Source organism: Rhizobium sp. WSM1274 (assembly GCF_025200775.1).
GTDB lineage: Bacteria > Pseudomonadota > Alphaproteobacteria > Rhizobiales > Rhizobiaceae > Rhizobium > Rhizobium leguminosarum_I.
The window spans coordinates 737254-763479 of the sequence record NZ_CP104138.1; the positions used below are offsets into that span (position 1 = coordinate 737254).

30 protein-coding genes and 1 pseudogene are annotated in these 26226 nt (G+C 61.8%); 21 read left to right on the plus strand and 10 right to left on the minus strand.

The genetic code is table 11. The annotated features are described in order from the left end of the window. Nucleotides 1–130 precede the first annotated feature (130 nt). Nucleotides 131–772 carry a chloramphenicol phosphotransferase CPT family protein gene (locus N2600_RS03470; protein ID WP_222387113.1) on the minus strand — a complete coding sequence of 214 codons (642 nt, stop codon included), beginning with the start codon at nt 770–772 and terminating at the stop codon, nt 131–133. 118 nt (nt 773–890) lie between these two features. On the opposite strand from N2600_RS03470, the gene N2600_RS03475 reads away from it, so the two are divergent. From N2600_RS03475 to rnhA, 5 genes are all read left to right on the plus strand, one after another. Then, nucleotides 891–1271 (plus strand): DUF983 domain-containing protein, encoded by a 381-nt coding sequence (locus tag N2600_RS03475; protein ID WP_260297983.1) that lies wholly within the window; start codon nt 891–893, stop codon nt 1269–1271. Then, entirely contained in the window at nt 1264–2019 is a 756-nt protein-coding gene (locus tag N2600_RS03480; protein ID WP_260297984.1) for an SURF1 family protein, read from the plus strand. The genes N2600_RS03475 and N2600_RS03480 overlap by 8 nt, the downstream gene beginning before the upstream one ends. Nucleotides 2020–2095: 76 nt before the next feature. Continuing rightward, nucleotides 2096–3097: a 4-hydroxy-3-methylbut-2-enyl diphosphate reductase gene (gene ispH / locus N2600_RS03485; RefSeq protein ID WP_017963118.1), complete on the plus strand. Its 1002-nt coding sequence runs from the start codon at nt 2096–2098 to the stop codon at nt 3095–3097. Between the two features lie 68 nt (nt 3098–3165). Next, nucleotides 3166–4131 (plus strand): homoserine kinase, encoded by a 966-nt coding sequence (locus N2600_RS03490; RefSeq protein WP_260297985.1) that lies wholly within the window; start codon nt 3166–3168, stop codon nt 4129–4131. Continuing rightward, on the plus strand, nt 4128–4583 hold the full coding sequence (gene rnhA, locus N2600_RS03495; RefSeq protein ID WP_017963120.1) for a ribonuclease HI: 456 nt from the start codon (nt 4128–4130) through the stop codon (nt 4581–4583). The genes N2600_RS03490 and rnhA overlap by 4 nt, the downstream gene beginning before the upstream one ends. Before the next feature lie 338 nt (nt 4584–4921). On the opposite strand, the gene N2600_RS03500 is transcribed toward rnhA, so the two are convergent. The 3 genes from N2600_RS03500 to N2600_RS03510 all read right to left on the minus strand — a co-directional run bounded on the left by N2600_RS03500 (nt 4922) and on the right by N2600_RS03510 (nt 7051). Then, nucleotides 4922–5992, minus strand: a complete 1071-nt coding sequence (locus tag N2600_RS03500; RefSeq protein ID WP_260297987.1) for a zinc-binding metallopeptidase family protein — start codon at nt 5990–5992, stop codon at nt 4922–4924. A 148-nt stretch (nt 5993–6140) separates the two neighbouring features. Continuing rightward, on the minus strand, nt 6141–6332 hold the full coding sequence (locus tag N2600_RS03505) for a CsbD family protein (RefSeq protein ID WP_162118290.1): 192 nt from the start codon (nt 6330–6332) through the stop codon (nt 6141–6143). A 113-nt stretch (nt 6333–6445) separates the two neighbouring features. Beyond that, nucleotides 6446–7051 carry a YqgE/AlgH family protein gene (locus N2600_RS03510; RefSeq protein WP_017963123.1) on the minus strand — a complete coding sequence of 202 codons (606 nt, stop codon included), beginning with the start codon at nt 7049–7051 and terminating at the stop codon, nt 6446–6448. A gap of 141 nt (nt 7052–7192) precedes the next feature. Between N2600_RS03510 and N2600_RS03515 the strand changes: the two are divergent. Both N2600_RS03515 and N2600_RS03520 read left to right on the plus strand, forming a co-directional pair. Further along, nucleotides 7193–8043 (plus strand): annotated as a pseudogene (locus tag N2600_RS03515) (protein-disulfide reductase DsbD domain-containing protein). An 82-nt stretch (nt 8044–8125) separates the two neighbouring features. After that, nucleotides 8126–8611 (plus strand): peroxiredoxin, encoded by a 486-nt coding sequence (locus N2600_RS03520; protein WP_003557102.1) that lies wholly within the window; start codon nt 8126–8128, stop codon nt 8609–8611. A 430-nt stretch (nt 8612–9041) separates the two neighbouring features. Here the strand turns inward: N2600_RS03520 and N2600_RS03525 are convergent, their stop codons facing one another. Further along, complete coding sequence (locus N2600_RS03525; RefSeq protein WP_222387119.1) at nt 9042–9617, minus strand: peroxidase-related enzyme; 576 nt, start codon at nt 9615–9617, stop codon at nt 9042–9044. Further along, nucleotides 9614–10096, minus strand: coding sequence for a CMD domain-containing protein (locus tag N2600_RS03530; RefSeq protein WP_222387120.1), 483 nt, complete (start codon nt 10094–10096; stop codon nt 9614–9616). Before N2600_RS03530 ends, N2600_RS03525 begins: the two co-directional genes overlap by 4 nt. A 160-nt stretch (nt 10097–10256) precedes the next feature. Between N2600_RS03530 and N2600_RS03535 the strand changes: the two genes are divergently transcribed. The 10 genes from N2600_RS03535 (at nt 10257) to N2600_RS03580 (ending at nt 18832) form a co-directional block, all read left to right on the plus strand. Further along, entirely contained in the window at nt 10257–11255 is a 999-nt protein-coding gene (locus N2600_RS03535) for a LysR family transcriptional regulator (protein ID WP_260297989.1), read from the plus strand. Further along, on the plus strand, nt 11252–12733 hold the full coding sequence (locus N2600_RS03540) for an NAD(P)-binding domain-containing protein (protein WP_222387122.1): 1482 nt from the start codon (nt 11252–11254) through the stop codon (nt 12731–12733). Before N2600_RS03535 ends, N2600_RS03540 begins: the two co-directional genes overlap by 4 nt. 1 nt (nt 12734) lies before the next feature. Next, nucleotides 12735–13475, plus strand: coding sequence for an amino acid ABC transporter ATP-binding protein (locus N2600_RS03545; protein ID WP_222387123.1), 741 nt, complete (start codon nt 12735–12737; stop codon nt 13473–13475). A gap of 16 nt (nt 13476–13491) precedes the next feature. Next, on the plus strand, nt 13492–14316 hold the full coding sequence (locus tag N2600_RS03550; protein WP_260297990.1) for an amino acid ABC transporter substrate-binding protein: 825 nt from the start codon (nt 13492–13494) through the stop codon (nt 14314–14316). Nucleotides 14317–14370: 54 nt separating this feature from the next. Continuing rightward, nucleotides 14371–15078: an amino acid ABC transporter permease gene (locus N2600_RS03555; RefSeq protein ID WP_260297991.1), complete on the plus strand. Its 708-nt coding sequence runs from the start codon at nt 14371–14373 to the stop codon at nt 15076–15078. Between the two features lie 19 nt (nt 15079–15097). Beyond that, on the plus strand, nt 15098–15790 hold the full coding sequence (locus N2600_RS03560; RefSeq protein WP_260297992.1) for an amino acid ABC transporter permease: 693 nt from the start codon (nt 15098–15100) through the stop codon (nt 15788–15790). A gap of 382 nt (nt 15791–16172) precedes the next feature. Beyond that, complete coding sequence (locus N2600_RS03565) at nt 16173–16301, plus strand: hypothetical protein (protein ID WP_017963131.1); 129 nt, start codon at nt 16173–16175, stop codon at nt 16299–16301. Continuing rightward, nucleotides 16298–17047, plus strand: a complete 750-nt coding sequence (locus N2600_RS03570) for a metal ABC transporter ATP-binding protein (RefSeq protein ID WP_222387126.1) — start codon at nt 16298–16300, stop codon at nt 17045–17047. Before N2600_RS03565 ends, N2600_RS03570 begins: the two co-directional genes overlap by 4 nt. Further along, the gene (locus N2600_RS03575) at nt 17044–17916 is read left to right on the plus strand and encodes a metal ABC transporter permease (RefSeq protein ID WP_222387127.1); all 873 of its coding nucleotides are present in this window, start codon (nt 17044–17046) and stop codon (nt 17914–17916) included. The genes N2600_RS03570 and N2600_RS03575 overlap by 4 nt, the downstream gene beginning before the upstream one ends. A gap of 16 nt (nt 17917–17932) precedes the next feature. Then, nucleotides 17933–18832 carry a metal ABC transporter solute-binding protein, Zn/Mn family gene (locus N2600_RS03580; protein ID WP_260297993.1) on the plus strand — a complete coding sequence of 300 codons (900 nt, stop codon included), beginning with the start codon at nt 17933–17935 and terminating at the stop codon, nt 18830–18832. Between the two features lie 31 nt (nt 18833–18863). Here the strand turns inward: N2600_RS03580 and N2600_RS03585 are convergent, their stop codons facing one another. The 3 genes from N2600_RS03585 to N2600_RS03595 all read right to left on the minus strand — a co-directional run bounded on the left by N2600_RS03585 (nt 18864) and on the right by N2600_RS03595 (nt 20629). Then, a complete protein-coding gene (locus tag N2600_RS03585; protein ID WP_017963135.1) occupies nt 18864–19172 on the minus strand; it encodes a Dabb family protein in 309 nt (102 codons plus the stop codon). 139 nt (nt 19173–19311) lie between these two features. Then, the gene (locus N2600_RS03590) at nt 19312–19737 is read right to left on the minus strand and encodes a hypothetical protein (protein WP_260297996.1); all 426 of its coding nucleotides are present in this window, start codon (nt 19735–19737) and stop codon (nt 19312–19314) included. 496 nt (nt 19738–20233) lie between these two features. Beyond that, nucleotides 20234–20629: a hypothetical protein gene (locus tag N2600_RS03595; RefSeq protein ID WP_260297997.1), complete on the minus strand. Its 396-nt coding sequence runs from the start codon at nt 20627–20629 to the stop codon at nt 20234–20236. A gap of 345 nt (nt 20630–20974) precedes the next feature. On the opposite strand from N2600_RS03595, the gene N2600_RS03600 reads away from it, so the two are divergent. The 3 genes from N2600_RS03600 to N2600_RS03610 all read left to right on the plus strand — a co-directional run bounded on the left by N2600_RS03600 (nt 20975) and on the right by N2600_RS03610 (nt 23876). Beyond that, nucleotides 20975–21646, plus strand: coding sequence for a class I SAM-dependent methyltransferase (locus N2600_RS03600; protein ID WP_260297999.1), 672 nt, complete (start codon nt 20975–20977; stop codon nt 21644–21646). Between the two features lie 208 nt (nt 21647–21854). After that, nucleotides 21855–22964 carry a sulfite oxidase gene (locus tag N2600_RS03605; protein ID WP_260298002.1) on the plus strand — a complete coding sequence of 370 codons (1110 nt, stop codon included), beginning with the start codon at nt 21855–21857 and terminating at the stop codon, nt 22962–22964. A gap of 285 nt (nt 22965–23249) precedes the next feature. Next, complete coding sequence (locus tag N2600_RS03610) at nt 23250–23876, plus strand: class I SAM-dependent methyltransferase (RefSeq protein WP_260110292.1); 627 nt, start codon at nt 23250–23252, stop codon at nt 23874–23876. Between the two features lie 328 nt (nt 23877–24204). Here N2600_RS03610 and N2600_RS03615 read toward each other — a convergent pair whose 3' ends face one another. Continuing rightward, nucleotides 24205–24936 carry a GntR family transcriptional regulator gene (locus tag N2600_RS03615; RefSeq protein ID WP_017963143.1) on the minus strand — a complete coding sequence of 244 codons (732 nt, stop codon included), beginning with the start codon at nt 24934–24936 and terminating at the stop codon, nt 24205–24207. A 216-nt stretch (nt 24937–25152) separates the two neighbouring features. Here N2600_RS03615 and N2600_RS03620 point away from each other — a divergent pair, with 216 nt between their 5' ends. Then, the gene (locus N2600_RS03620; protein ID WP_017963144.1) at nt 25153–26166 is read left to right on the plus strand and encodes an SIS domain-containing protein; all 1014 of its coding nucleotides are present in this window, start codon (nt 25153–25155) and stop codon (nt 26164–26166) included. Nucleotides 26167–26226: the final 60 nt, after the last annotated feature.

The window sequence follows — 26226 nt, forward strand, 5'->3', positions numbered from 1 at the left end:
AGGGATTCGAGACGCTGCGGCATATCCCCTTCACCCCGTTTACGGGGAGAAGGTGGCGGCAGCCGGATGAGGGGCGCCATCGGCAATCTCTTCGGCCGAGGTAAGGGCTCTGTACCCGCTTTTTATCGCCTCAGCGCGCCCCGGCGATCCGTTCGAAGGCCGAAGGCGCGGGAATGCCGAGATCCAACTGGTGGCGGATCGCTTCGGCGCATTCGAGCGGCGTCAGCACCGACGTATCGACCTCCATATCGTAGATGCCGGGGCGATGAACCTCATCCTGCCAGCGTTGCACCGGTTCTGGAACGGGCACCTCCTCCGTGGCGCTGAGATAAAGCGTCTCGCGCCCTTCCTGGGCAATGTCGCGCCGCTGCATGATCGTCTCGATCGGACAGCGCACGCCGACGAACAGCACGGGAAAGTCTTCCAGTCGCCGGGCGCAATCGCCGAGGATGCCGAGCGGCTGCGAATAGCTGTCATGGTGGCCGAGATCGGCGATGACATTGAGCCCCAGACTGGCATGGATGGCGATCGATTCGTAGAGCGCCGCATAAAAGAACGGCACCAGTTCCTCCAGGTCCGGCCGCTCGCCGCCTGGCCGCAGTCCGATGCCCGGCAGATAACGCTTCGGTGTCATGGCATTGTAGCCGTCGACGCCGAGGTTGATCCACGGTCCCTCGAATTCGTCCTGGATTGCGCGCGCAATGCTGGATTTGCCGCTCCGCGGTGCGCCGTTCAGGATAATGATCTGTACGGAATGGCTATCATCGGTCATCAGTTCTTCTTCTGTTTGGCGCGAATCACTCGGCGGAGACCGCGCAGGCCTTTCCATCCGGGATGCAAATACTTTATGGGAGAGTTAAGGCAGCGTGGAGCGCCTAAAAGGAATTGCCATGAACGAGGACAGCGCCCATTTTCCCCCCGTCGATCCGGTGAAGACCGGCATCAAGGGCTGCTGCCCGCGCTGCGGCCAGGGCAAGCTCTTCGATGGCCTGCTCGGCGTGAAGCCGCGCTGTGCTGCCTGCTGCCTCGATTATTCCTTTGCCGATTCCGGTGACGGCCCGGCCGTCTTCGTCATTCTCATCGTCGGCTTCATCGTCATCGGCATGGTGCTGTGGCTGCAGGTGAATTACGGGCCGCCGATTTGGGTGCATATCCTGCTCTTCGCGCCGCTGACGATTATCCTGTCGCTGCTGACACTACGCTGGTTCAAAGGCATCCTGATCGCCATGCAATACCGCCATAATGCCCGCGAAGGACGCCTGAGTGACTGATATCGATCATGCCGCGCCGCGCCGCCGGCTGCCTGTCTTGACCGGCATCCTGGTGCTGATCGCCCTTGCCATCCTGATTTCGCTGGGCACCTGGCAGGTGGAGCGCCTGCACTGGAAAGAGGGCCTGATCGCCGATATTGCTGCGCGGCAGGCAGCAGCCCCCGTGCCGCTCGCCGACATCGAGGCGATGGCGGCTGCAGGCGGCAACATCGAATATCGCAAGGTGACCGCCACCGGCCGCTACATCAACAACAAGGAGCGGCACTTCTTCGCCACCTGGCGCGGCCAGACCGGCTTTTACATCTATACGCCGCTGGAGCTTGCCGACGGGCGCATTCTCTTCGTCAATCGCGGCTTCGTTCCCTATGACAACAAGGAGCCGGAAACGCGCATGCAGGGCCAGTTGACGGATCAGCAGACCGTCACCGGCCTAGCGCGCGAAAAGCTTCCCGGCAAGCCTTCCTGGGTGGTGCCCGATAACGACGTCGCCAAGAACATCTTCTACTGGAAGGATCTCGACGTCATGGCCGAGAGCGTCGGCCTCGAGAAAGCGAAGGTCATTCCCTTTTTCGTCGATGCCGATTCCACCCTGAATCCGGCCGGCCTGCCGATCGGGGGCGTTACCCAGGTGGATCTGCCGAACGACCATCTGCAATATGCTTTCACCTGGTACGGGCTGGCCGCGGTGCTCACCGCGGTGGTGGCGATCTCCTGGTTCCGCAAACCCGGCAAGCAGCCTCGGCAATAGTATCGCTTCAATTCCCGGTCATATTGGGCTAGAGGTCGCTTATCCCGACGCGGTACGGAATTTTGACGGAACAGACATGAATATTGCGGCGAAACCTCCTTTGACGATCAGGCTCTGCGGGCCGCGCGGCTTCTGCGCCGGCGTCGACCGCGCCATCCAGATCGTCGTGCTGGCGCTGAAATCCTATGGTGCGCCGGTCTATGTGCGCCACGAGATCGTCCATAATCGTTATGTCGTCGAAGGGCTGGAGGCCAAGGGCGCCGTCTTCGTCGAGGAGCTGGACGAGATCCCGGCCGAACATCGCGCCCAGCCGGTGGTCTTCTCCGCCCATGGCGTGCCGAAATCCGTGCCGGAGGATGCGGCAAGCCGCAACCTCTTCTATCTCGACGCCACCTGCCCGCTGGTCTCCAAGGTCCACAAGCAGGCGATGCGCCACAATCGCCTCGGCCGCCATGTCGTCCTCATCGGCCATGCCGGCCACCCCGAAGTAATCGGCACGATGGGTCAACTGCCGGAGGGGTCGGTTTCGCTGATCGAGACGATCGAGGACGCCGACGCCTATATTCCCACGGACCCCGATAATCTCGGCTATGTCACCCAGACGACACTGTCCGTCGACGACACCGCCGGCGTCATCACCCGACTGCACGAGCGCTTCCCCAACCTGACGGCGCCGGCAGCGGACTCGATCTGTTATGCGACGACCAACCGCCAGGAAGTGGTGAAGCAGGCAGCTCCCGGCTGCGATCTCTTCATCATCGTCGGCGCGCCGAATTCATCCAACTCCAAGCGCCTCGTCGAAGTGGCGCTGAGGGCAGGGGCGAAGAAATCGATCCTCGTGCAGCGCGCCGCCGAGCTCGACTGGGACGAGATCGGCACGATTTCGACGCTCGGTCTCTCCGCCGGCGCCTCGGCACCCGAGGTCATCGTCAACGAGATCATAGAGGCTTTCCGCGCCCGCTTCGATGCCCGCGTCGAACTGGCCGAAACGGTGCAGGAAACCGAAAACTTCCTCGTCAACCGCGAACTGCGCAGTATCGAGCTGACGGCAGCAGACATGGCCTTCGTCAACGGCTAGACCGGCCTTCGGCCTGGCGTCCACTCCGGCAAATCCAATATCAACAAGGCATGAAGGCGAGACCTCACTTGGCAGTCTATACCGATATCGCCGAAGACGATCTGAAGTGGTTCCTGACGGAATATGACGCAGGCACGCTGCTTTCCTACAAGGGGATCGCCGAAGGCGTCGAAAACTCCAACTTCCTGCTTCACACCTCCAAGGATCCGCTGATCCTGACGCTCTATGAAAAGCGCGTCGAAAAGAGCGATCTGCCTTTCTTCCTCGGCCTGATGCAGCATCTCGCAGCTCGCGGCCTGTCCTGCCCGCTGCCGCTGCCGCGTCGCGACGGCGCGCTGCTCGGCTCGCTGTCCGGCCGTCCGGCGGCGCTGATCTCCTTCCTCGAAGGCATGTGGCTGAGAAAGCCGGAGGCCAGGCACTGCCGCGAGGTCGGCCGAGCGCTGGCCGAGATGCATGTGGCCGGTGATGATTTCCAGTTGAAGCGGGCGAATGCGCTGTCGATCGACGGCTGGCGGGGGCTGTGGGAAAAATCCGAGGCGCGCGCCGGCGAGATCGAGCCCGGGCTGCAGACCGAGATCCGCAGCGAACTCGATTTCCTCTCCGCCGCCTGGCCGAGTGGCCTGCCTGCCGGCGTCATCCATGCCGACCTCTTCCCCGACAACGTCTTCTTCCTCGGCGACCAGCTCTCCGGCCTGATCGATTTCTATTTCGCCTGCAACGATCTGCTCGCCTATGACGTCTCGATCTGCCTGAATGCCTGGTGCTTCGAGAAGGACGGCGCCTACAACATCACCAAGGGCACGGCGATGCTCGAGGGGTACCAGAGCGTTCGGCCGCTGAGCGATGCCGAAATCGCAGCTTTGCCGGTGCTGTCGCGTGGGTCGGCGCTGCGGTTCTTGCTGACCCGGCTTTATGATTGGCTGACGACGCCGGAAGGCGCCATGGTCACCAAGAAGGACCCGCTCGAATATCTCCGCAAGCTGCGGTTCCACCGCCAGATCAAATCGCCCGCCGAATATGGATTGAGCCTATGAAGCACGTCGATATCTTTACCGACGGCGCATGTTCCGGCAATCCCGGCCCCGGCGGCTGGGGCGCGGTGCTGCGTTATGGCGACGTCGAAAAGGAGCTTTTCGGCGGCGAGGCCGACACGACCAACAATCGCATGGAGCTGCTGGCGGCAATCTCGGCGCTGTCGGCCCTGAAGAGCCCTTGCGAGGTCGATCTCTATACCGACAGCGCCTACGTCAAGGACGGTATCTCCAAGTGGATTTTCGGCTGGAAGAAAAACGGCTGGAAGACATCAGACAAGAAGCCGGTGAAGAATGCCGAGCTCTGGCAGGCGCTGGAGGCGGCCCGCGACCGCCACAAGGTGACACTGCACTGGGTCAAGGGCCACGCCGGCCACCCGGAAAACGAACGCGCCGACGAACTCGCTCGGAAGGGCATGGAGCCGTTCAAGAAGGGCAAGGCGGTTTCGTTTTAAATAGCGACCTCAGGCATTCGCTAGAAAAAAAGCCTTCCGCCCACCCCACCCTCCGTCATCCTCGGGCTTGACCCGAGGATCCACACTGGTGTCCATCAGCATCGGGCATAGATCCTCGGCTCAAGGCCGAGGATGACGGAGATTGGGGTGGCGTTCTCGCCAAACTCTCCGCCGCGGTAACGCTTGCCGCGAACCAATCGGGCTTCGGAGAGCCGACGATAGGCAGGATTGTCACTCCTCTTGCACCCTCATTCCTGTGACGAGCACAGGAATGAGGGTGGAGATATTGTGGCGCCTCACGATAGCGACGGCTTTCCATCTCCTCAAGCCGCCTGCAGCTACTGCGCCGTCGCCACGCCCTGGATCAACCGGTGCAAATATTCGAGCTTGGCCACAACCGGCGAAGACAGCACGAAGGGGTAGGAGTCGGGCTGGCCCATGCTGCGCTGGATGGCGTTGATCGCGATGCTGAGCGGCACCCAGGCGCTGACCAGCTGTTCGGCGCTTCTTGCCCGGTAAGGGATGAAATCCACCTCGCCTGATATTTCCTCATGGCCGCTCGGATCGATGGCGATGCCGAAGGCGCGCGCGGTTTCGAGCGTATCGACGATATGGAGGTAATGCGCGAAACATTCGGCGAAATCCTCCCAGGGGTGCGAGGCGGCATAGGCGCTGATGAAATTATCCTGCCATCCCAAGGGCGCGCCGCCGGCATAATGGGTCTGCAGGGCTGCTGCATAATCCTGCCGTTCGTCGCCGAAGACGGCGCGGAAATCGGCAAGGCCGCCCCGATCGCGCACCAGCTTGTTCCAGATGAAATGGCCGGCCTCGTGGCGGAAATGGCCGAGCAGCGTGCGATAGGGTTCGTTCATCGAGCTGCGCGCCTGTTCGCGCGTCGCATCGTCGGCCTCTGCGGCGCGGATGGTGATCAGGCCTTCCTCGTGGCCGGTCATGGCAGGCACGACATAACCGTTGCTCTCGATCGAATCCTCGAGGAAATCGAAGACCAGCCCGCCTTGCGGATCTTGCGCGCGATCCGGATGCGGCAGCTTCCAGCGCAGCAGCGAATAAAACAGATGGCGCTGCGCCTGGCTGATGCGCCGCCAGCGATCGATGCCGTCCTGGGTGTCGGTGTTCGGAACCAGCCGGTTATGGCGGCAGGCAACGCAGAATTCGCTCTCGCCGTCACCGTCCACCAGCCAGTTGCAGATATCGAGGCCGGCATTGGCGCAGAAGCGGACCTCGCGATCGGGATTGGAAACGAGCTGCCAGAGCGTCTCGTCGCGCGGCTCCAGCGCATGCATGGCGAGATCGCCGGGCAGGAAGCCGAGGCGATGGTTGCAGCGCACGCATCGACGGTTGTCGAAGTGGACGACCTGATCGCAATTGTCGCAGGCAAAAAGCTTCATTGGGTCTATCTCTGCAGAGCATGAGGGTGACGGACTAAAAATGCCTGCCGCGTGAGGGCGCGACAGGCATGGTGATAAAGGATGAGCGTCTACTGCGCATTCCTTAAATCGGAAGCACAGCGTCCTTTGCTCGTCTTATTGCTGTCGCTCAGAGCCGGTCGACGGCCCCCTTGAGCTTGTCCTTGACCTTGCCGGTTGCGACCTGTCCCTTGCCCTTGGCTTCCTGGACGGCGCCCTTGGCCTTCATGTCGCGATCGTCCGTCGCCTTGCCGACGGCCTGCTTGGTCTTGCCGGCAATTTCATTTGCCTTGCCGGAAATCTTGTCGCTGGTGCTACCCATCTGTGATGTCTCCTTGGTTGGCATGGGCTTTTTGTCCATGCTCGCCGAATGAAACGTCACTCTCGGCTATTCGTTCCCGCTGCCGCCAGGTCAGCGACCGTCAGGCCAGCCTCTCAAGCATGGCCGGCTTCGGCCGACAGCATAGCAGCGGTCACGCCCATGCCGGCGAGCGCCCGCTCGTATTTGTCGTCGAGGCTGCGGTCGAAGATCAATTCCTCATTGGCCGGGCAGGTGAGCCAGCCATTGTTGACGACCTCGTTTTCGAGCTGGCCGGCCGCCCAGGAGGAATAGCCGAGCAGCATTGTCGCCCGTGTCGGTCCGGCGCCCTTGGAGATGGCGCGAACGATGTCGAGCGTCGCCGTCAGGCAAATGTCGTCGCTGACGGGGATCGAGGAGTCGCTGGCATAATCGTCCGAATGCAGCACGAAGCCGCGGCCGCTTTCCACAGGGCCGCCGGTCTGGATCGGGAAGTCGCGCGCCCGCTTCGGCAGCACGATCGAATCTTCCTGCTTGATCATGTCGAGATGCAGCAGCACATCGGTGAAGGTGAGGCTCTGTGGCCGGTTGATGACGAAGCCCATGGCGCCGGCATCCGAATGCGCGCAGATGTAGATGACGGTGCGCGCAAAATTGCGGTCTTCCATGCCCGGCATGGCGATGAGGAACTGGCCATCGAAGAAGCCACGTTCCCGTCTGTTCTTCAGCGTCGATAAGGACATCGTTCCTCCTGCTGCTAGACCGCACCAAGGCCTCGACAAGAGAAACATGGGCCAATGTCACACATCAATCAACTGAAAATGAAGATTTAAATCGCCGCGACTTGTGGCAGCCAAACAGCATTTTCGGTAAACCTTTGTTCCATGATGATTATTTCCTCAGGCCCGCGCGGGCTTTTAATCGCGGTTGTGTCAGTGGTCGCAGCCCTTGTGCCGTTTTATTCCGCCCGTGCGGAAATGAGCGCCTGGGCGGACAATGAGGGCGGCCGCATGCGCCTGGTGGCGCTCGCGCCCGATGCCGGCGGCAAAATCCGCGCCGCCCTTCAGATCGAGCCGAAACCCGGCTGGATCACCTATTGGAAAGAGCCCGGCGGCAATGGCATTCCGCCGCAGATCACCATCGCGGCGGCGAGTGGGGTCAGCCTCGATGCCATCGCCTATCCCGTTCCAAAGCATTTTTTCAACGGCACAGTCGAGGATATCGCCTATGACGCACCGGTGACGCTGCCGCTGTCGCTGACGGCGGGCAGCAAAGGCCCGGTGGCAATCGACGCTTCCGCCTTCATCGGCATCTGCAAGGATATCTGCGTTCCCTTCCAGGCGAATTTTCAGCTGAAGCTTGGCCCCGCCATCCAGTCGCACCCGCAAGAGGAGGCGATCCTTCAGGCCGCCGATGCGAGCCTGCCGAAGCCGCCGTCGCCGGATTTCGGCGTCACGGCGCATGCGATGTCGCCCGACAGGAAGACGCTGTCGTTGACACTCGCTCTGCCGGGCGGGGGGCGGGCGAGGGGAACGGCGCGCCGGATATCATCGTCACCGGCCCGAGCGGCCATGCCTTCACCAAGCAGATCGCCGGCAAGCGCGACGGCGCCACCTTCAAGGTCGACGTCGCTATCGGCAAACTGCCTGAGAATTACGACCTATCCGGCAAGCGCTGGGGCGTGCTGGTCATCGATGGCGAAAGGGCGATGGAGACCACTCTTGCCTTTCAATGACGGGCTCCTATAGTCGCCTCCAATCCCCTGCGGCGCCCGCCGCCAAGCAGAACCGCCAAATCCAGAGCTCAAGGAGAAGACCATGACCATCGCGATCGGCGACAAGCTTCCTGCCGCCACCTTCAAGGAAAAGACGGCTGACGGCCCGGTCGAAATCACCACCGATCAGCTCTTCGCCGGCAAGCGCGTCGTGCTCTTTGCCGTGCCGGGCGCGTTTACGCCCACCTGCTCGCTGAACCACCTGCCGGGTTATCTCGAAAACCGAGATACCATCCTTGGCAAGGGCGTCGACGACATCGCCGTCGTCTCCGTCAACGACTGGCATGTGATGGGCGCCTGGGCGCAATCGTCAGGCGGCATGGGCAAGATCCATTTCCTCGCCGATTGGGATGCCGGCTTCACCAAGGCCGTCGGCCTCGACGCCGACCTCTCCGCCGGCGGCCTCGGCCTCCGCTCCAAGCGTTATTCGATGCTGGTGGAAGACGGCGTCGTCAAGGCCCTGAACGTCGAGGAGAGCCCCGGCCAGGCCACCGTCTCGGGCGCTGCCGCGATGCTGGAACAGCTCTGAGCGTTAGAGAAAGTCTGCCCCTCACCCTAACCCTCTCCCCGTAAAAACGGGGCGAGGGGACGTGCCCTGCGAGAGGTTGGTGGGACTGGAGAGGTTGCGGCTATCTCCCTTCGCCCCGCGAGCGGGGGTCCGAAGGACGGGGCGAGACCCGTGGCTCGACCCCGGTCGGTGCAGGCAGGCGGATGAGGGGCACGCGCCGACGTCTCTACGCTTGCTAGAGCTCGAGCGGTCGCAGGTCGCGCGTCGGCACCCGCGGTCTCGGTCAGCCGGCCACCATCTCCATAGTGTCACGCCATGTGAAATGCGAAATGCGCTTCGAGATCAGCCACCGACCGTCCTGACACACATACTCGTCATTGTAATAAACGCCCCGTAAGCAGCGGCTGAATCCGGATTCGGGTATCCATGCTGTCGCTCCCCAGGAAACACTTCAGTCCTTCATCGGCTCGCCGAGCGTATGCATCAGGCGGTTCGCCCAGCCGAAGATCGCCGAGGAGAGGACGAGATCGAGAGCCTGCAACTCGTCGAGCCCGACGTCCGCCAACGCCTGCGCATCGGTCGCGACGGCCTCGGGAGGCGTCGTCGACAGTCGGGCCGAGAAGTTGAAGATTGCCTGGAGGTGCTCGTCGAGCGTCGCCTCGAGACCATCGGCGAACACGGCGTCGATGACATCGGTGCGTTTTGTCAAATTGTTGAACCGGGATGCATGGACGGCGGCGCAGTAGACGCAGCGGTTGACGACAGAGGCGGCGACGGCACCCAGTTCACGCTCGCTCGCTGCCAGTCCGTCCTTGCCGTACATGATCAGGTTGAACAGGGGTGAGCGGACCGCGAGCGTCTCGGGGTCGTGCGCCAGGGTCAGCACATACGGCGAGATGCCCTTGTTCGACGGCGTCGTCTGCATCGCTGCATGCTGCTCGTCGGTGGCGGTCGCGAAATCGACCGGAACGACGTAGGGCTGCCAGCGCGGCACCGTGGTGGTGAAGGTGTGGACGACCTCGCTCATCGCATCTCTCCCAGCAGCTTCAGGCCGGCGAGAACCCGCACCTGGTAATTGACGAAAGCCGCAAGCTCTGCGAGCCGGACGATGTCGGCGTCGGTTACGCCGACTTGGCGCAATGCGTCCACATGGGTGCGCGTGGCATCGCGCGGCGCGACCGTGAGCCGGTCGGCATGGCGAACGATCTCGGCGGTACGCGGATCCGACACGTTCGTGTTCGGCTCGGCGAGCAAGGCTGTCGCCGGTTCGTCGGCGCGGGCAACGAGCGTGTCGTAGTGGCCCGTGAGCGCCGGGCTGCGATTGTGGCGCGCCATCCGGGCGGCGAGTGCCGCCCTCAGGCCGTGCGACAGTCCGCCGGGATCGCGTGGCAGAAGCACAGCGTCGTGGGCCGCTTCACTGAGGCGCAGGATCTCCGCGCGTTTCCCCATGGCTTCCGCGAGCGCGGAACCCGGCCTCACAGAGGCAAGAGTTTCGATGAGTGTCAAAACAAGCTCCTCAATACGTCGCGGACATAAGCTCTAGGTAGGCCTGCCCTCTCATTATGTCAAATTGGAATGCTAAACAGATCTTGATGTGAATTTTTTATCTACAGCCGGTCGTCAAATGAGAATTGTCATGCTTTACTGACATGAAGGAGAGTGTTTGATGTCCACTATGCATTCTGACTCTTTCGATATCCGGCAACTTGAAGCCTTCGCGGCGGTGATGTCCGCCGGTAGCGTGACCGGGGCGGCAAGGCTGCTGGGCCGGTCGCAGCCGGCGGTCACGCGGCTGATCCAGGATCTCGAAGCCGATATCGGTTATGCGCTGCTGCATCGAAGCGGCCCGCGCATCAGCCCGACCGCGCGCGGTCTGCTCTTTCACGCCGAGGTGGAGCGCCATCTTGCCAGCCTCGCCCACATCCGCGAGCGGGCGAATGCCATCGGTCTCGATGAACCGCCGTCGCTGACGATCGCGGCCACGCCTTCACTTGCGGCGGGCGTTCTGCCCCAGGCGATCGCGGCCGTCGCGCCGGACCTGATACCGCGTCATCTCCATGTGCAGGCGCTGGCGGCCGAGAATGTCGTGCAGGCGGTGCTCGCCCGCTCGGCGGACTTCGGGATATCAAGCCTGCCGCTGGAACATCCCGGCCTCGACGTGCACTGGGTTGCCGAAGCGTCGTGTGTCGTCGCTCTCGCCGCCAACGATCCGTTGGCCAACGATGACATGGTGCGTCTCTCCGATCTCGCCGAGCGATGCATCATCACGCTCGCCAATCCCTACCGCCTGCGGCACCGCATCGACGAGGCCCTGGAGCGCGCGGGTGTGGCGCCGCAACGGATGATCGACGTCAACGCCTCGCTGACCGCCCTGACGATGGTCCGGGCCGGACTGGGCGTCGCCATCGTCGAGCCGGCGACCGTCTGCGGCGTTCCGCTCGAGGGGATCGTAATGCGCGTCCTCGACCACACCATCCCCTTCCTGTTCGGCGCCATCTCGCCTGCCGCGATGCCGCTGACCCCGACGGTCGCCGCCGTGATCGATGCGGCGCGCGCCGTGGCCCTGGCGATGCCCGGTTGCCGGCTGCACGACGCAGGTGGCGTCGAAGCCTTGGCCGATACCGTCTACGGCGGTAGCCCGATGACCGAGGTTGTGCCGTCATGAGCGATCTCTCGACGTTTCCGAACAATCTCGAAGCGCTCGAGGCACGCCTGCGCCAGGACCTCGCCTGGCTGGAGCTGCCGGCCAAGTCCTGGGTTCCGCCCCGCCTCGTCGACGGCCAAGCGGTCATTGACGTCGTGATTATCGGTGCGGGCATGGCCGGGCTCGTGGCCTCCGCCATGCTGAAGCGGCTCGGCGTCGCCAACCACACCGTTCTCGACAAGGCGCCTGCCGGAAGCGAGGGTCCCTGGGTCACCTTCGCCAGGATGCGAACCCTTCGCTCTCCCAAACAACTGACCGGACCGGCAATGGGCCTGCCGGCGCTGACGTTTCGCGCCTATTACGAGGCGCTGCATGGCCGCGATGCCTGGGTCGCGCTCGATAGGGCGCCGCGTCAGACATGGATGGACTACCTCGTGTGGTACCGGCGCGTGCTTGACCTGCCGGTGCGCAATGGGGTCGCCGTCAATGCCATTCGTCCGCGCGGCGACGGCCTGCTCGATGTTGTCTGCCATCACGATGGCCGGTCCGAAACGATGATAGCGCGCCATGTGGTGCTGGCAACGGGCCGCGACGGTCTGGGCGGGCCCTTCGTACCCTCGATCACCGACGACATAGAGCGCAAGTTCTGGGCTCATACCGCCGACCCTATCGATTTCGCCGCATTGCGCGGCAAGCGGGTCGGTGTCGTCGGAGCCGGCGCCTCGGCGATGGACAACGCCGCCACCGCGCTCGAGGCCGGCGCTGCCCGGCTTGACATGTTCGTGCGCAGGACCGACCTGCCGCGGATCAACAAGTTCACCGGCATCGGCAGCCAGGGCGTGGTGCACGGCTTTGCTGGTCTGCCGGATGACTGGAAGTGGCGCTTTCTCGACTACGCCATGCGCTCGCAGACGCCGCCTCCGCGCCCGAGCGTCCTGCGTGTCAGCGCATTCCCGCAGGCTCATCTTCATCTCGGAAGCCCGATCGATCGATTGCAGCAGCAAGGCGACCATATCGTTGTGACGACGCCGAAAGGCAGCTATCCCGTCGATTTCCTGATCTTCGGCACCGGCTTCAAGGTCGACCTGACGAACCGGCCGGAACTCGCTGCCGTCGCATCCCATATCCGCCTCTGGCGCGACCGCTTTCCCGTGCCCGCGGACCTGCGAAACGACGAGCTGGAAACCTCGCCCGACCTCGGCGAGGCGTTCGAGTTCCTCGAGGCCGAGCCCGGCGCCTGCCCGGCGCTCGCCCGCATCCACTGCTTCAACTTCCCGGCGACGCTCAGCCACGGCAAGCTCACGGGCGACATTCCCGCAATCAGCGAAGGCGCCGACCGGCTTGCGCGCGGCATCGTCAGGGCGCTCTTCGTCGCCGACCGCGAGCGTCATTTCGCCGATCTCCAGGCCTTCGACACGCCCGAGCTGCTCGGAGACGAGTGGGCCGACGACGAGACCGCGACGTTTTCCGACCTATCTGCCGAAAGGACCCCGACCTGAAATGCTTGAGCTCAAAAACCTAAAGCTGTCCTACGGAAACACGCAGGTCCTGAACGGCGTCGATCTCTCGGTGAACCGGGGCGACGTGGTGTCGATCATCGGCCCCAGCGGTACCGGCAAGACGACGTTGCTGAAGTGCATCAACTATCTGGCAAAGCCGGCGTCGGGCACGATCGCCTTCGATCAGGTCAGGATGGATTACCGGAAACCGAACAGCACCGCGGTCCAGGCGATCCGGCTGCGGACCGCGATGGTCTTCCAGCAGTTCAACGTCTTCAAGAACATGACGGTCATTCAGAACGTGATGGATCCGCTCGTGGTCGTGCAGCGCAAGTCGAAGGACGAAGCGCGCTCGATCGCTTTGCAGGAGCTTGAGCGGGTCGGCCTGTCGAACAAGATCGACAGCTACCCCTCCCAGCTTTCCGGCGGCCAGCTGCAGCGGACCGGCATTGCGCGTGCGCTGGCCGTCAAGCCGGATGTCATGCTCTTCGACGAACCGACGTCGTCGCTCGACCCCGAACTCGTCGGCGAGGTTTTGAAGGTGATCAGGGACGTCACGTCATCCGGCATCACCTCGCTCCTCGTCACCCACGAGATGCAGTTCGCAAAGAATATCTCGAACCGCATCGTCTTCATGGATCGGGGCGTCGTCGCCGCTCAAGGCAGCCCTGCCGAGATCTTCGACACGCCCTCCAACCCGCGCCTTGCCCAGTTCCTGAATTCCGAACACTCCATCCAGTAAAGAAAGGATGCCTGACATGTCTTCCATCAAGTCGACTTCCCGCCGTAGCTTCGGCCTCGCTGTCGCTGGCGTTGCCTTTGCCCTCGCAGCCGCGGGCCTATCGCATGCCGAGGACGTGCGTACCATCAAGATCGCGACGGCTGCCGAATCCAAGCCGCTCTCCTGGGGTGCCATCGGGGTCGAGCCGCAGGGTTACGAGCCCGACGTCCTGAAGGCGATCAACGCCAAGCTGCCGCAGTACAAATTCGTGATGGAGGGTGCTGCCGACATCGCTCAGGAGACCGGCCTTGCCACCGGAAAGTACGACATCGCGACCGGCGGCTACTACCGGGCGCCCGCCCGCGAAAAGCAGTTCCTCATTCCGGAGAGCCCGATCGGCGCCAGCCTGATCAAGATCTACAGCCGCAAGGACAGCGGCATCAACGAGATGAAGGATCTCGTTGGCAAGAAGATCGTGCCCGTGACGGCCGGCGGCGGTATCTACAAGTTCGCCACTGCCTGGCAGAAAAAGAACCCCGACTTCAAGATCGAGATCACCGCGTCCAGCGCCGGCATTCCCTATCCGGATCGCCTGAAAGAGGTCGAGAACGGCAAATACGACGCGCTGGTTCTGCCGTCGAACCTCGGCGAGCAGACGGTCATCGACCAGCAGAAGCTCGACGTCAAGGCGAGCGAGCCGGTCGCGATCAACAATACCTTCGTCCTGATCCATCGCTCCGAGGAGAACAAGGCACTCGCCGAAGACATCGACAAGGCTCTGAAGGAGCTCAAGGCCGACGGCACGCTGGCCAAGCTCTCGCAGAAATGGTTCGGCGAGGACATCACCACCTACATGAAGTAACGCTGAGAAACGATCGGCGATCAGGCCCAAGACCGAAACAAGGAGTGTTCCGAAGTGGACCTATCCATCATGATCCCCGAGCTGCTCAAGGCGCTGCCGCTGACGCTTGCGATCACGTTCACGGCCATGATCGCTGGCTTCCTGCTGGCCCTGATTGCGACGACGTTCCGGGTGCGCAGGATACCGGTTGTCAGTCAGCTGGCTGACCTCTACGTCTCCTATGCCCGGAGCGTCCCCGTCGTGCTCCAGTTGTTCGTCGCCTTCTACGGGCTGCCGCTGGTCGTCGCTCTGTTCGAGGTCGAGGACTTCGTGTCCCCGAACGTCGCGGCGATCGTCGGCCTCAGCCTCTACCATGGAGGCTATCTTTCCGAGGTTCTGCGGCCGGCCTACCTCGTCGTGGAACGCGGCCAGCACGACGCCGCCGATAGTCTCGGATACAGCTTCCTTCAGAAGATCCTTCGGGTCGTCGGGCCTCAGGCGGTGCACATCGCCCTGCCAGGCTACGGCAACTCGATCATCTACCTCATCCACAACGTCGCACTGGTGATGTACATCGGCGCCGCAGATGTCATGGCGACCGCCCATCTCGTCATGGAGCGCGACTACAACCAATACCAGTTCGAGACCTACCTTGTGCTGGCGGTGATCTATTCGCTGCTATGCCTTGTCGCATGGATCGTCGTGCGCTTTTTCGAAACGCGAAACGCAAAATTCGCGCCCAATACCGCACCGGCCAAGGCCACCATGATGGCAAGCGTCTGATCGAATAGGAGGTCATCACATGTTCGATTCCGAAGTCCTTCTTCCCGATCTCTGGGACATCCTTGGCGCGGTCCCGGTGACGCTCGCCATGGCGCTTGGAATCTTCGTCTTCTCCACCATCGTCGGCAGCCTTTTCGCGATGGTTGAATATCGGCGCGTCCCGCTGCTTCGGGAACTGGTCGTCGCCTACAAGGTCGTCTTCAAGGGCGTTCCGATGGTCATCGTGATCTTCCTCGCCTATTACGGCCTGCCGCCGACGCTGCAGTTCCTGACCTCGCTCGTCGGCATCGACTATAATGGTCACTCGACGCCGAACTGGATCACGCTTATCGTCGCCCTGACCGCCTGCGTCGCAGCCTTCCAGGCTGAGGTCGTGAAGGGCGCCCTCAACTCCTTCGACAACGGTCAGGCCGATGCGGCCTATTCCCTGGGCTACAAGCGCAGCCAGCTGTTCCGCCGGGTGATGCTGCCTCAGGTGATCGTCGCCGCCATCCCGGATCTTGCCAACTCCATCATGGTGATCATGAAGGCGCTGTCGCTGGGATTTGCGATCGAGGTCGTCGACATCTTCGCGCAGTCGCAACTGACCGCGGCGCTGAACTTCTACTACCTCGAAGCCTTCCTGATCGCTGTCGTCATCTACATGATGATCGCCTATATCGTCACCTACGCCGCCGACCGGATGGAACGGGCTCTGAGGGTATGGGCCTAGGGGCACCTCGCTCTTCCTCGCAGCGCGATGCACGGGATCAGGATTTCCACAGTCGTTTCGGCACATAGCGGCTATCGCTTCCGCTGTGCCGGCGGGAAGTTTGGCTGGAAGGCACCCCCAACCTCCATCATCCCAGGCCTTGAGCCTGGGATCCATGCCCACGCTGATGGAGGCGAGGGTGGATCCTCGGGTCAAGCCCAAGGAAGACGGAGGGAGGGTGGCCTCTGGAGCAAGGATAGCGGGGCCGCATACGAGCATCCTGACAAATAAAGGGCGGCCGATTGTCGCCTCCTTTCAAGTGTGAATAACTGCCAGGCTCCGCCTCAATCTCGCCGCAATCGTTATAACATAACAGTAATGTTATTACATTGTAGGATGCGCCATGCCCCCGAGCCCCGACCGCCCCTCCGTCAGCCTGCTGGGACAGTCGGCATTCTCTAGGGTGATCGGCATGGCGCTGGTCATTGCGCTCCTTTGGCTGGCGATCCACTGGGCGGTTGTCTTGCCATGACGCCGCTGATCCGTCTTGATAATTTGACCGTCGCCTATAACCGGCACCCCGCCGTCCACCATGTCTCCGGCGCCTTCGCCTTGGGCAGCCTGACGGCGATTGCCGGGCCGAATGGGGCGGGCAAGTCGACGCTGCTGAAGGCGATCATGGGCGAGCTTCGCCCGGCCGAAGGCAGGATCGAGCATCGGCTGGGGCGGGCGGAATTCGGTTACCTCCCGCAGGCGGCCGAGATCGACCGGCGCTTTCCGATCTCGGTGATCGACACCGTCATGCTCGGCGCCTGGAAGAAGACCGGCGCCTTCGGCCGCATCGCGCCCGCCGAGGTGAAAAGGGCAGGCGAGGCGCTCTCGGCCGTCGGGCTCGAAGGCTTCGGCCGGCGCCATGTCGGCTCGCTGTCGGCCGGCCAGTTCCAGCGTGTGCTTTTTGCCCGGCTGCTGCTGCAGGATGCCGGCATCATCCTGCTCGACGAGCCGTTTACGGCAATCGATGCTCGCACCACCAGGGACCTCATCGATATCGTCACCCGCTGGCATGGTGAAGGCCGCACGGTGATTGCCGTGCTGCACGATTTCGAGCTGGTCCGCGCCCATTTCCCGCAAACCCTGCTGCTCGCCCGCGAACTGGTCGGCTGGGGTGCGACCGCAGACGTCATGTCCTCGGTCAATCTCCTGAAGGCCCGCGCCATGGCCGAGCGCTGGGACGAGGATGCGAATGCCTGCGCACCCGAAGAGGCGCCGGCGGCATGACGGTTTACGATCTCTTCCTCGCCCCCTTTGCCGATTACGGCTTCATGCGCCGCGCCCTCGTTGCCTGCCTTTGTCTTGGGCTCGGTTCGGGACCGATCGGCGTCTTCCTGATGCTGCGGCGCATGAGCCTGATGGGTGATGCCATGAGCCATGCCGTGCTGCCGGGGGCTGCGATCGGTTACCTCGTCGCCGGCTCCCTGTCGCTGACGGCGATGGGCCTCGGCGGTCTCATCGCCGGCCTGTCGGTGGCGCTGCTGTCCGGCGCCGTCAGCCGGATGACCGTGCTGCAGGAGGATGCGAGCTTTGCCAGCTTCTATCTCGCCTCGCTGGCGCTCGGCGTGCTGATCGTCTCGCTGCGAGGCTCGAATATCGATCTCCTGCATGTGCTCTTCGGCACCATCCTGGCGATCGATGCTCCGGCCCTTTATCTGATCGGCGCGATCACCTCGCTGACCATCGTCATCCTCGCCTTCATCTATCGGCCGCTGGTGGCCGAATGTTTCGATCCGGGTTTTCTGCGCGCCGTCGGCGGGCGCGGGCCGGTCTATCACCTGCTCTTCCTGCTGCTCGTGGTGCTCAACCTCGTCGCCAGCTTCCAGGCGCTCGGCACGCTGATGGCCGTCGGCCTGATGATGCTGCCGGCAGCCGTCGCCCAGCTCTGGTCGCGCAGTCTGCCCGTGATGATGGCGATAGCAGCCGTCAGTGCGGCCGCATCGGGCTATCTCGGCCTGATCGCCTCCTATCATCTCGAGCTCGCCTCCGGCCCGACGATCATCATGACGGCGGCGATCCTCTACGGCTTTTCTATTCTTTTCGCGCCTTCCGGCTTGGTCCGGCGCGTCTTTCCCCGCCCGCATTTGAAGGGCTGATCTCAAGGAGATTTCGATGACACCGCACAGACTGCTTCTCTCCGCAGCAATCCCCGCTTTGATGGCGCTGTCGGCCATGCCCGCCTCCGCCGAGACACTGAAGGTTGTGGCCTCCTTCACCGTGCTTGCCGACGTCGTCAAACAGGTCGGCGGCGAGCACGTCAAGGTGACAAGCCTCGTCGGGCCGAACGGCGACCCCCATGAATTCGAGCCGTCGCCGGCCGATGCGAAGAATTTGAAGGCGGCTGCAGTGACCTTCGTCAGCGGCGAGGGGCTGGAAGGCTGGATGGACCGGCTGATCACCGCCTCGGGTTATAAGGGCAAACCGGTCACCGTCTCCGCAGGCATCGACACCCGCACCATGGAAGAGGACGGCGCGGAAATCACCGATCCGCATGTCTGGAACAGCCCCGTCAACGTCAAGGTCTGGGTCGCCAATATCGAAAAGGCGTTGTCATCGGCCGATCCCACGGACGCCGCCGCCTTCAAGGTCAATGCCGAGAAGTACACCAGGACGCTGGATGAATTGAACGCCTATGCCCATGCGAAATTCGACAAGGTGGCGGACGATCGCCGCAAGGTGCTGACCAGCCATGATGCCTTCGGCTATTTCGGCCGCGAATATAATGTCAGCTTCCTGGCGCCGCTCGGTCTGTCCACCGAAAGCGAGGCCTCGGCCGCCGACGTCGCCAAGCTGATCGAACAGATCAACGGCGAGCGCGTGAAGGCCTATTTCTTCGAGAATTCCAACGATCCGCGCTTGGTCAAGCAGGTCGCCAAGGCAACCGGGGCCGAGCCCGGCGGCGAGCTCTATGTCGAATCCCTGTCCGACGCCAAGGGGCCGGCGCCGACCTACGAGAAGATGTTCAAGTACAATGTCGATCAGCTCGCCGCCGCCATGGCGAAATCGAGCTGAGGATTAAGGGCTGCAGGTTATCCTGCGGCCCTCACAAATTAAGGTCGAAGACCAGAATGCCGGCAAGGCCTCCATCCGTCGACGAGACGATGCGCTCGCCGACCGTCACGTGCTCGGGATGAATGAGATAGGCGTCGCGGGCCTCGGCGCTTTCGAAGGTTACGGCAAACCCGTCGACGAAGCCGCCATGCAATCCTTCGGGCGAGACATTCGGCCCGTATTTAATATCCAATATGCCGGGAATGACCTGTTTCAGGGCGACGATCGCCGCAAACAGCGACTGCTTGTCTTCGCTCGTCATCGCGGTCTTCAACCGCAGGAATACGCAGTGCAGGATCATCAGTCGTCCTCCCTATTTTCTTCGGCACTATTTTCTTTGGCCCGATTTTCTTTGGGTGGAGAATAGCGGCGAAAGCCGGGAGAGCAATGAGATTTATTTTCACGCAGGCGTTGCGCCGCGAGCCGGCACCCCAACCAGATTACATCTGGTCGGTCGCGACCATCGGGCGCTTGTAGATCTTCTGGACGAGATCGCGGGACGAGGCGCGGGCCTGGTCTTTCTCAGCCGGCGTCATCGGCCGGCAGGTGTTCCTGAGATTGGAAGCGTCGAGCACTGTCGCAACGCCCGAATTGGCGATGACGAGATGCCAGCTGCAGGAAGCGACCTTGTCGATGGCGACGGCGCCATGGCAACCTGTGGACAGGCAGAAGGCAACGGTCACCTGCGCACCATGGTCGCCCTTATAGGCCAGCTCGACGGCTTTCTTGATATCCGTGACCCATCGCTCGCATTGCGCCTGTTTTGGCCCCGGCTGGCAGCTTTTGGTCACCGGAGTGATATCGCCGGCCTGAAGCGGCGAGACGCAAAAAACACCCATCGAGAGGGCGAGCAGAAATTTGAGCATGGGATTTTCCTTGTGCAAGCCATGAGTGGCGCACATCGCAGGCCGTTGGTCAATGGCCCTCAAAAAAAGAGGGTGGCGCGCAGGAAACAGACCTCGGCCCGCCACCGGGATTCGTAATTGCGTCGCAAATGCCACCGGCCCTTTCCCACAACTCAACTGGCCGGATTGCGCCAATTGCGGTCACGGGAACCAGATACGGCCTTAGGTTGTATTTTGAGATGAAATGATTAAATAAACGGATAGCCGAAGGAGGATACAGGTGGCGCTATTAAGGTACGTTTTCTTTGCAGCGGCCTATTTTCTGGTGGCGCTCATAAGCACGATGATTTTTGGAACCGCGGTGGGGAGGTTGCTTCATACTTCTGCTGTTCGCCGAGTTTTCGCGTCTCTTTACGGTGTGGTTCAACTTCGCTTTGCGCGGAAAATAGTACCGACTATGGCAGCTTTGGGCCGACAGGTGAGGATGCTCGTCAGGATCGCGTCCAATTGCGGACGGTCACTGCCGGTCCACCGCTTCACCTCGCGCACAACGCAGCATTGCGAGCCACTGAAAGTAACCTGCGACGACGATGAGCGAGAGTGCCAATCCTAGTGCAATCCATAGCAATAACATTGGTGTTGGATCAGTCCCAAATGAAGGCATGCCCCAGAGAACCCAAAGCGGTCGGACTATGCTGTAGACAATGTAAACTGCAAATAACTTGGACAAGTAGGTCCAAAACCGACGGTCGAATGTCTCGATGTCAAACCCATACGTTATGACGGCGGCAACGCCAAAAAACTGCATTACGCCGCCGACGAGCATGTCAACAGTGGGCTCGTTGGTATAGAGAATATAGATACAATCTAAGAGGTAGAGAGAAAGCGCCCCTGCAAATAGCTTCCACAGCATGATGTGTCCCGGAGGTTGCCGAATATTGAGGTGGTCTCGCCCTGTAATATCAATTTTTCCGAGCATTCAACCGCGAACTTTGAAGTGTGGTAAACGCAATTGCAAAGGTCGCACTACGGCCATGAACGTCTGCTACAGGACTGAAAGCCGTCGGTCGGCTTCCGGGCTCAGATTTTCGAAAGCAGACTTTGAGCCTGGCGGTCGCGTGATCTGACGCGAAGTGGACGTTCGGTCGCCCTCGGCCGAACGCACGCGCCGGCGACCCCCTTCGTCCGAAATCCTTGGTTTCTGTCCCATCAATTCAGCTATAAGGTGGGAGACATCGCCCAAGGGGATTCAAGGCCAATGACCCCAGAGAAGAAGGACCGTTCACCGGTTGCGCTGGAACAGCGCGACATAAGCGCCGACCAGCGCATGTTCTCACCTTCCGTTGCGCGAAATTCGGCGCCGATCGTCGCGGTCCTAAAACGTGTCCTTCCAACACGTGGCGCCGTGCTGGAGATTGGATGCGGGACCGGCGAGCACGCCGTGTGTTTTGCGGGAGCAATGCCCAACCTCACCTGGCAGCCGAGCGATCCGGATGCCGACGCCCGCACCAGCACGTCTAGCTGGATCAAATTCGCAGGGCTGAAGAATGTGCTGGCACCGCGGGATATTGATGTGTGCTCAGGACAATGGGGCGTCGAACAAACGGGGCATTTTGACGCCATCGTGTCGATCAATATGATCCATATCGCGCCGTGGGCGGCAAGCTTAGGATTGTTCGCAGGAGCTGGCCGTTTGCTTCACGCTGGTGGGCTTCTTCTTCTCTACGGCCCATTCATGCGCGACGGGGCACACAACGCCCCCTCGAACGCTGCTTTCGACGCGGCTCTAAAGGAGCGCAACCCATCCTGGGGGGTGCGTGATATCGCTGATCTTGAACAAGTGGGTGAGGCCGCTGGACTTAATCTCCGCGAGACGATCGAGATGCCTACCAACAATACGTTGCTGGTCTTCTCCAGCGGCAGTGCCTGAACGACAAGCGGGCGCCAAAGAGACGTGGGCCCAAGCAGCATTCGGCTCCTTTGCTGCCGTTCGAGGTCGATCCGAGGAACGTGCGGTATGTGCTAGAATGCGGCCGAAGGCGGAACGCGACAGACACGCTGCGAGGGGCGGTGTGATCGAACCGGAATTCGCGCGACCGAGTGCCAACGTTGTGCTCTTGAAAGGGGAGACGAGGACGATGCCGACACCACAGCAACCCAGTCTGATAGTTCGACAGAAATCCCCACAGAACATCGAGTTTCCGTTTGCGTCGCTCTCCGATTGGCTGATCCCAACCGAGCTGTTCTTCGTGCGAAACCATTTCCCGTCGCCGGACCTCAATGCGCGCGACTGGAGATTGCGCGTTGGCGGGGCGGTGGAGCGGCCGATCGAACTTGACCTCGACAGCATCAAGGCGATGCGGAGCACGACTTTCACCGCCGTGGTCGAGTGTGCAGGGAACGGGCGCGTCTACTATGAGCCGCCGAAGGAGGGGTTGCAGTGGCAGAACGGAGCCGTCGGCAATGCCGCGTGGACAGGTATTCTTCTGCGCGAGATTTTAGAAATGGCGGGCGTTAAGCGAAGCGCGCGTGAGGTTCTGCTCATAGGCGCAGACAGCGGCGTCGTCGACACGAACAAGAAAACGGCTTCTCCCGGCCCCATCGCTTTTGCGCGCAGTTTACCGCTTGAGAAGGCCATAGCTGACAGCACGATCCTTGCCTATTCGATGAACGAGCAGCCGTTGACGCGCGATCACGGCTACCCGCTACGCGCGGTCGTGGGTGGCTGGTTCGGCATGGCATGGGTCAAGTGGATCACGCATATCACGGTTTTGGAGGAACCGTTCCTTGGCTACTGGCAGGCGCGCGACTATTTCCGTTGGGAGCGCAGCCTCGGGGAACCCACGCTGGTCCCCCTTGCGGAGATGGAGGTCAAAGCGCAGATCGCGCGTCCCGTACAGGGGGCGCATCTCATCGCCGGCCAACCGTACCGGATTTTCGGAGCCGCCTGGAGCGGAGAGGCTGCTATCCGGCAGGTGCAGGTCTGCACCGGAGATGGCAGGGGCTGGCGCGAGGGGAGGCTCCTCGAAACAGAACGTCCCTTTGCATGGCGCTTGTGGGAGTACATGTGGACCCCTGAAGAGGTGGGGCGTTATATACTGCGATGTCGCGCGATCGATGGGGCGGGGTGCGTGCAGCCCGAGCTCCAGCGTTCCGACTGCGAGAGCTACGCGGCCAATTGGATCGTGCCGGTGGAGGTTACGGTCGTTCCCGAGCCACAGACGTATGACGAGGAATTCGTAATCTAATCACCCGCATGGGGCGGAATGGCGGCTTTTGGCGCAACCGCGACCCGCGTCGTCACTGCGTCATGTCCGCTTTGCAGCAGCAGCGAAGGGTGGCTCGATGACCATTATGAGGGCGCCTTGCCGCCCGGCAGCATTGGCGCGGTCGGTGGTGTCTCTGGCCGCATTTCTGCTAAAGCTCGGAAGCAAATCGCCCGCGATATCACCAACTGCCGAAGTGTGAACGGCGCAACGGACTGATGGGCCTCTCGCTCATCAGGCCTCTTGTCTTGAAGGAGGAGCGCTAGGATGAGCACCGACCTGGATACCGTGCGGTCCTATGATACGGTTGCGGCGGAGTACGCTGCGGAGGCCGCGGCGATGCCAGAATGGGTCGCGACAGAGATCGATGCGTTCGTGACCGAGCTAGGCGGCTCGGGCAGGGTGCTGGAGATCGGAAGCGGTGGCGGGCGAGATGCACTTGAGCTTGAGAAGCGGGGAATGAGCGTCCGGCGCACCGACATTGCAAAGGGTTTCGTCGAACTGCTTCGCGAAAGCGGCTTCGAAGCCGACCTGTTGGACCCGCTGACCGATGATTTGGTCGACCCGCAGCGTCCCGGCACGCCGTATGACGGGATCTGGGCCTGTGCCTGCCTGATTCATGTCGCCCGCGAGGATTTCGGCACGGTGCTTGGACGGCTTGCCGAGGCGACCCGGACCGGTGGCCGACTGCACGCCTCGGTTAGAGAGGGCGAAGGCGAGGATGTGTCCACACACGGCAGTGCTGCAGCGCCTCGGCGCTACGTCGAGACGTATTGGCGCGAGCCTGCCCTGCGGTCCGCACTCACAGACGCCGGCTGGATCGTCAGCGAGGTACGTCGGTGCGTCGGAAGGCCCCATGATCGGTGGCTGAGTGTTCGGGCGAGCCGGGCGTGACGCACACAGAACTTGCGGGAATGGCCGGTTGTGGCGCGACTATGAACGCCAGGTGGTCACAGCAATGTCGGCTTCCGGGCGAAGGCAAAGATCCCCTCTGTGGCCGACAAGGGGGCGCAAAGCAGTGGCCGTCTCGGGCTGACGTCGGCCTTTTGTTGCTACCGAGGAAATCGACGAGACTGGGCGTTCCGCTCGGGCCCGTTTCGTCAGCGGAAAGCGGACGCTTCGGTCCTCGGCGCCAAGGTCTTGAGCAGCTATCGTCACAAAATCCCATACCGTTTTGAGTAGGATGTCTCTTAACCTGCACTTCAAACGTTGCGGTTGAACCTTATTTTCTCGCCAGGCTGAACGAGAAGTGGCTGCCTCGGTGATAATCAATCGCGTAGATCACCGGTATGCCGGCAGCATTGAAGCAGGTTTCGGTGATCAGGAGAGCCGGGCCGAAGTCCCTTAGATCGTTGCGCTCGACAACGTCGTTCGGCAGCACGACGGCGGATACGCTCGCTGCCGACATTCGTGGCTTGTTCTTGTGCTCCTCGAGCAGCGCGAGCAGCGAACCGCTCCAGTCGATGTCGTAGAGACGAGCGGAAATGAGGCTGCGCGGCACGTAATCGACGCAGTACATGATCGGCTCATCGCGCTGGAGCCGCAGGCGTTCGATGCGGATCACGCGATCCGAGACCCGCATCTGCAATTGCCTTGCGACGAGCTCATCCGGCGCTTCTTCGGCAATGGACAGCACCTTGTTGACTATCTCATAGCCATAGTGCCGGACCATGTCGGTCACGCTCTCGAACACCGTAATCGGCCGATCGACTTGCACCGCGGACATCGGCGAAACGAAGCGGCCGCGGCCATGTTCGGCATAAATCAGGTTGTCTTGTTCGAGGAGTTTGAGAGCCTCGCGGACGACGGGGCGGGAAATCCTGAAGCGCTGGGTAAGTTCGGCCTCGGTTGGCAGCTTGTCACCGGGCTTCAGGCTCGCGTCGCGGATGAGATCCAGGATCCTGTCGCGCAGCTTGATCACAAGGGTCTGTTTGTCACGCAAGGGCTCGTCCAAGACCGCAATCCTCTCTACCGTCCTGAATGTGCTTGTCTGACATTGGCAGCGTGGTCAACAAATTTCTGGTGTCCCGACAGCGTCGCATTAACCAAGGGTATTGCTAAAGCCAGTGCAAATTCACAGTCGAGTTATTGACACATCTAAATCAAGATGTCAGTTGTCTTACAACATTGTCGGTGTTAGTCGCTGACACTATCGCGAACGGAGGCTTGCATGCTGAATTTTGACGAACAGAGGTTTCTCCGCATCCAGTCCGGCGCGGTGGCCCTGCGCGAACGGTTGGACCGGGTGATCGCCGATTGCCTGGCCGCCGGTGCCGAAAACATCCATTTCCTCGGAACGGGCGGCGCTGCGATCCTGATGCAGCCGGCAGCCCAATTGCTGCTACGCCAGTCGCGGTTTCCGGTCTTTTTCGACATGCCGGCCGAGCTGGTCCTGACCGGATCGGCAAACCTGAATGGCAAATCGATCGTCGTCATACCCTCGCTGTCGGGCACGACGAGGGAAAGCGTGGCACTCCTCGCCAAGGCGAAGGAAGCCGGCGCTATGGTGATCACTCTGGTCGGCCATGAGGAAACGCCGATCGGCAAAGGTGGCGATCATGTCTTCGTGAACTTCGCCGAGGACGATACGTCCTGCGAATCCTTCTATCTGCAATCGCTGTTCATCGCGCTTTCGATCATGCGCCATCGCGGGGAGATCGAGAACTACAATCAGATCGCGGGTGAACTCGACAGGTTGCCGGCGCTACTGCTCGAAGTGAAGCGCGCTTATGAGCCGAAGGCCGAGGCTTTTGCGAGGGTGCTTGCCGGAGCCGAATATCACATCATCACCGGTGCCGGGAATGTCTGGCCGCAAGCCTTCTATTACGGCATGTGCATTCTCGAGGAGATGCAGTGGATCCGTACTCGGCCGGTGCATGCATCCGATTTCTTCCACGGCACGCTGGAACTGGTCGAGGAGGGCGTTTCCGTCATCCTGTTCAAGGGCGAGGATGCCTTGCGTCCACTGGCCGACCGGGTGGAGAATTTCGCACCTGAATATACCGACCGGTTGACCGTGCTCGATACGGCCGAATTTGCGCTGCCCGGCATTTCACCCGAGGTCCGCGGGCTGGTCTCGCCAGCGTTGCTCGCCACGGTGCTCGAACGCATCAGCGCGCATCTCGAAGTCATGCGAAATCATCCGCTGACCACGCGACGCTACTATAAGCGGGTCAACTATTGACGCGAGTTTGACAGCGCGCCGCGAATGCTCCTAGAGGCAGGCGCGGCATTGTCGGGGATG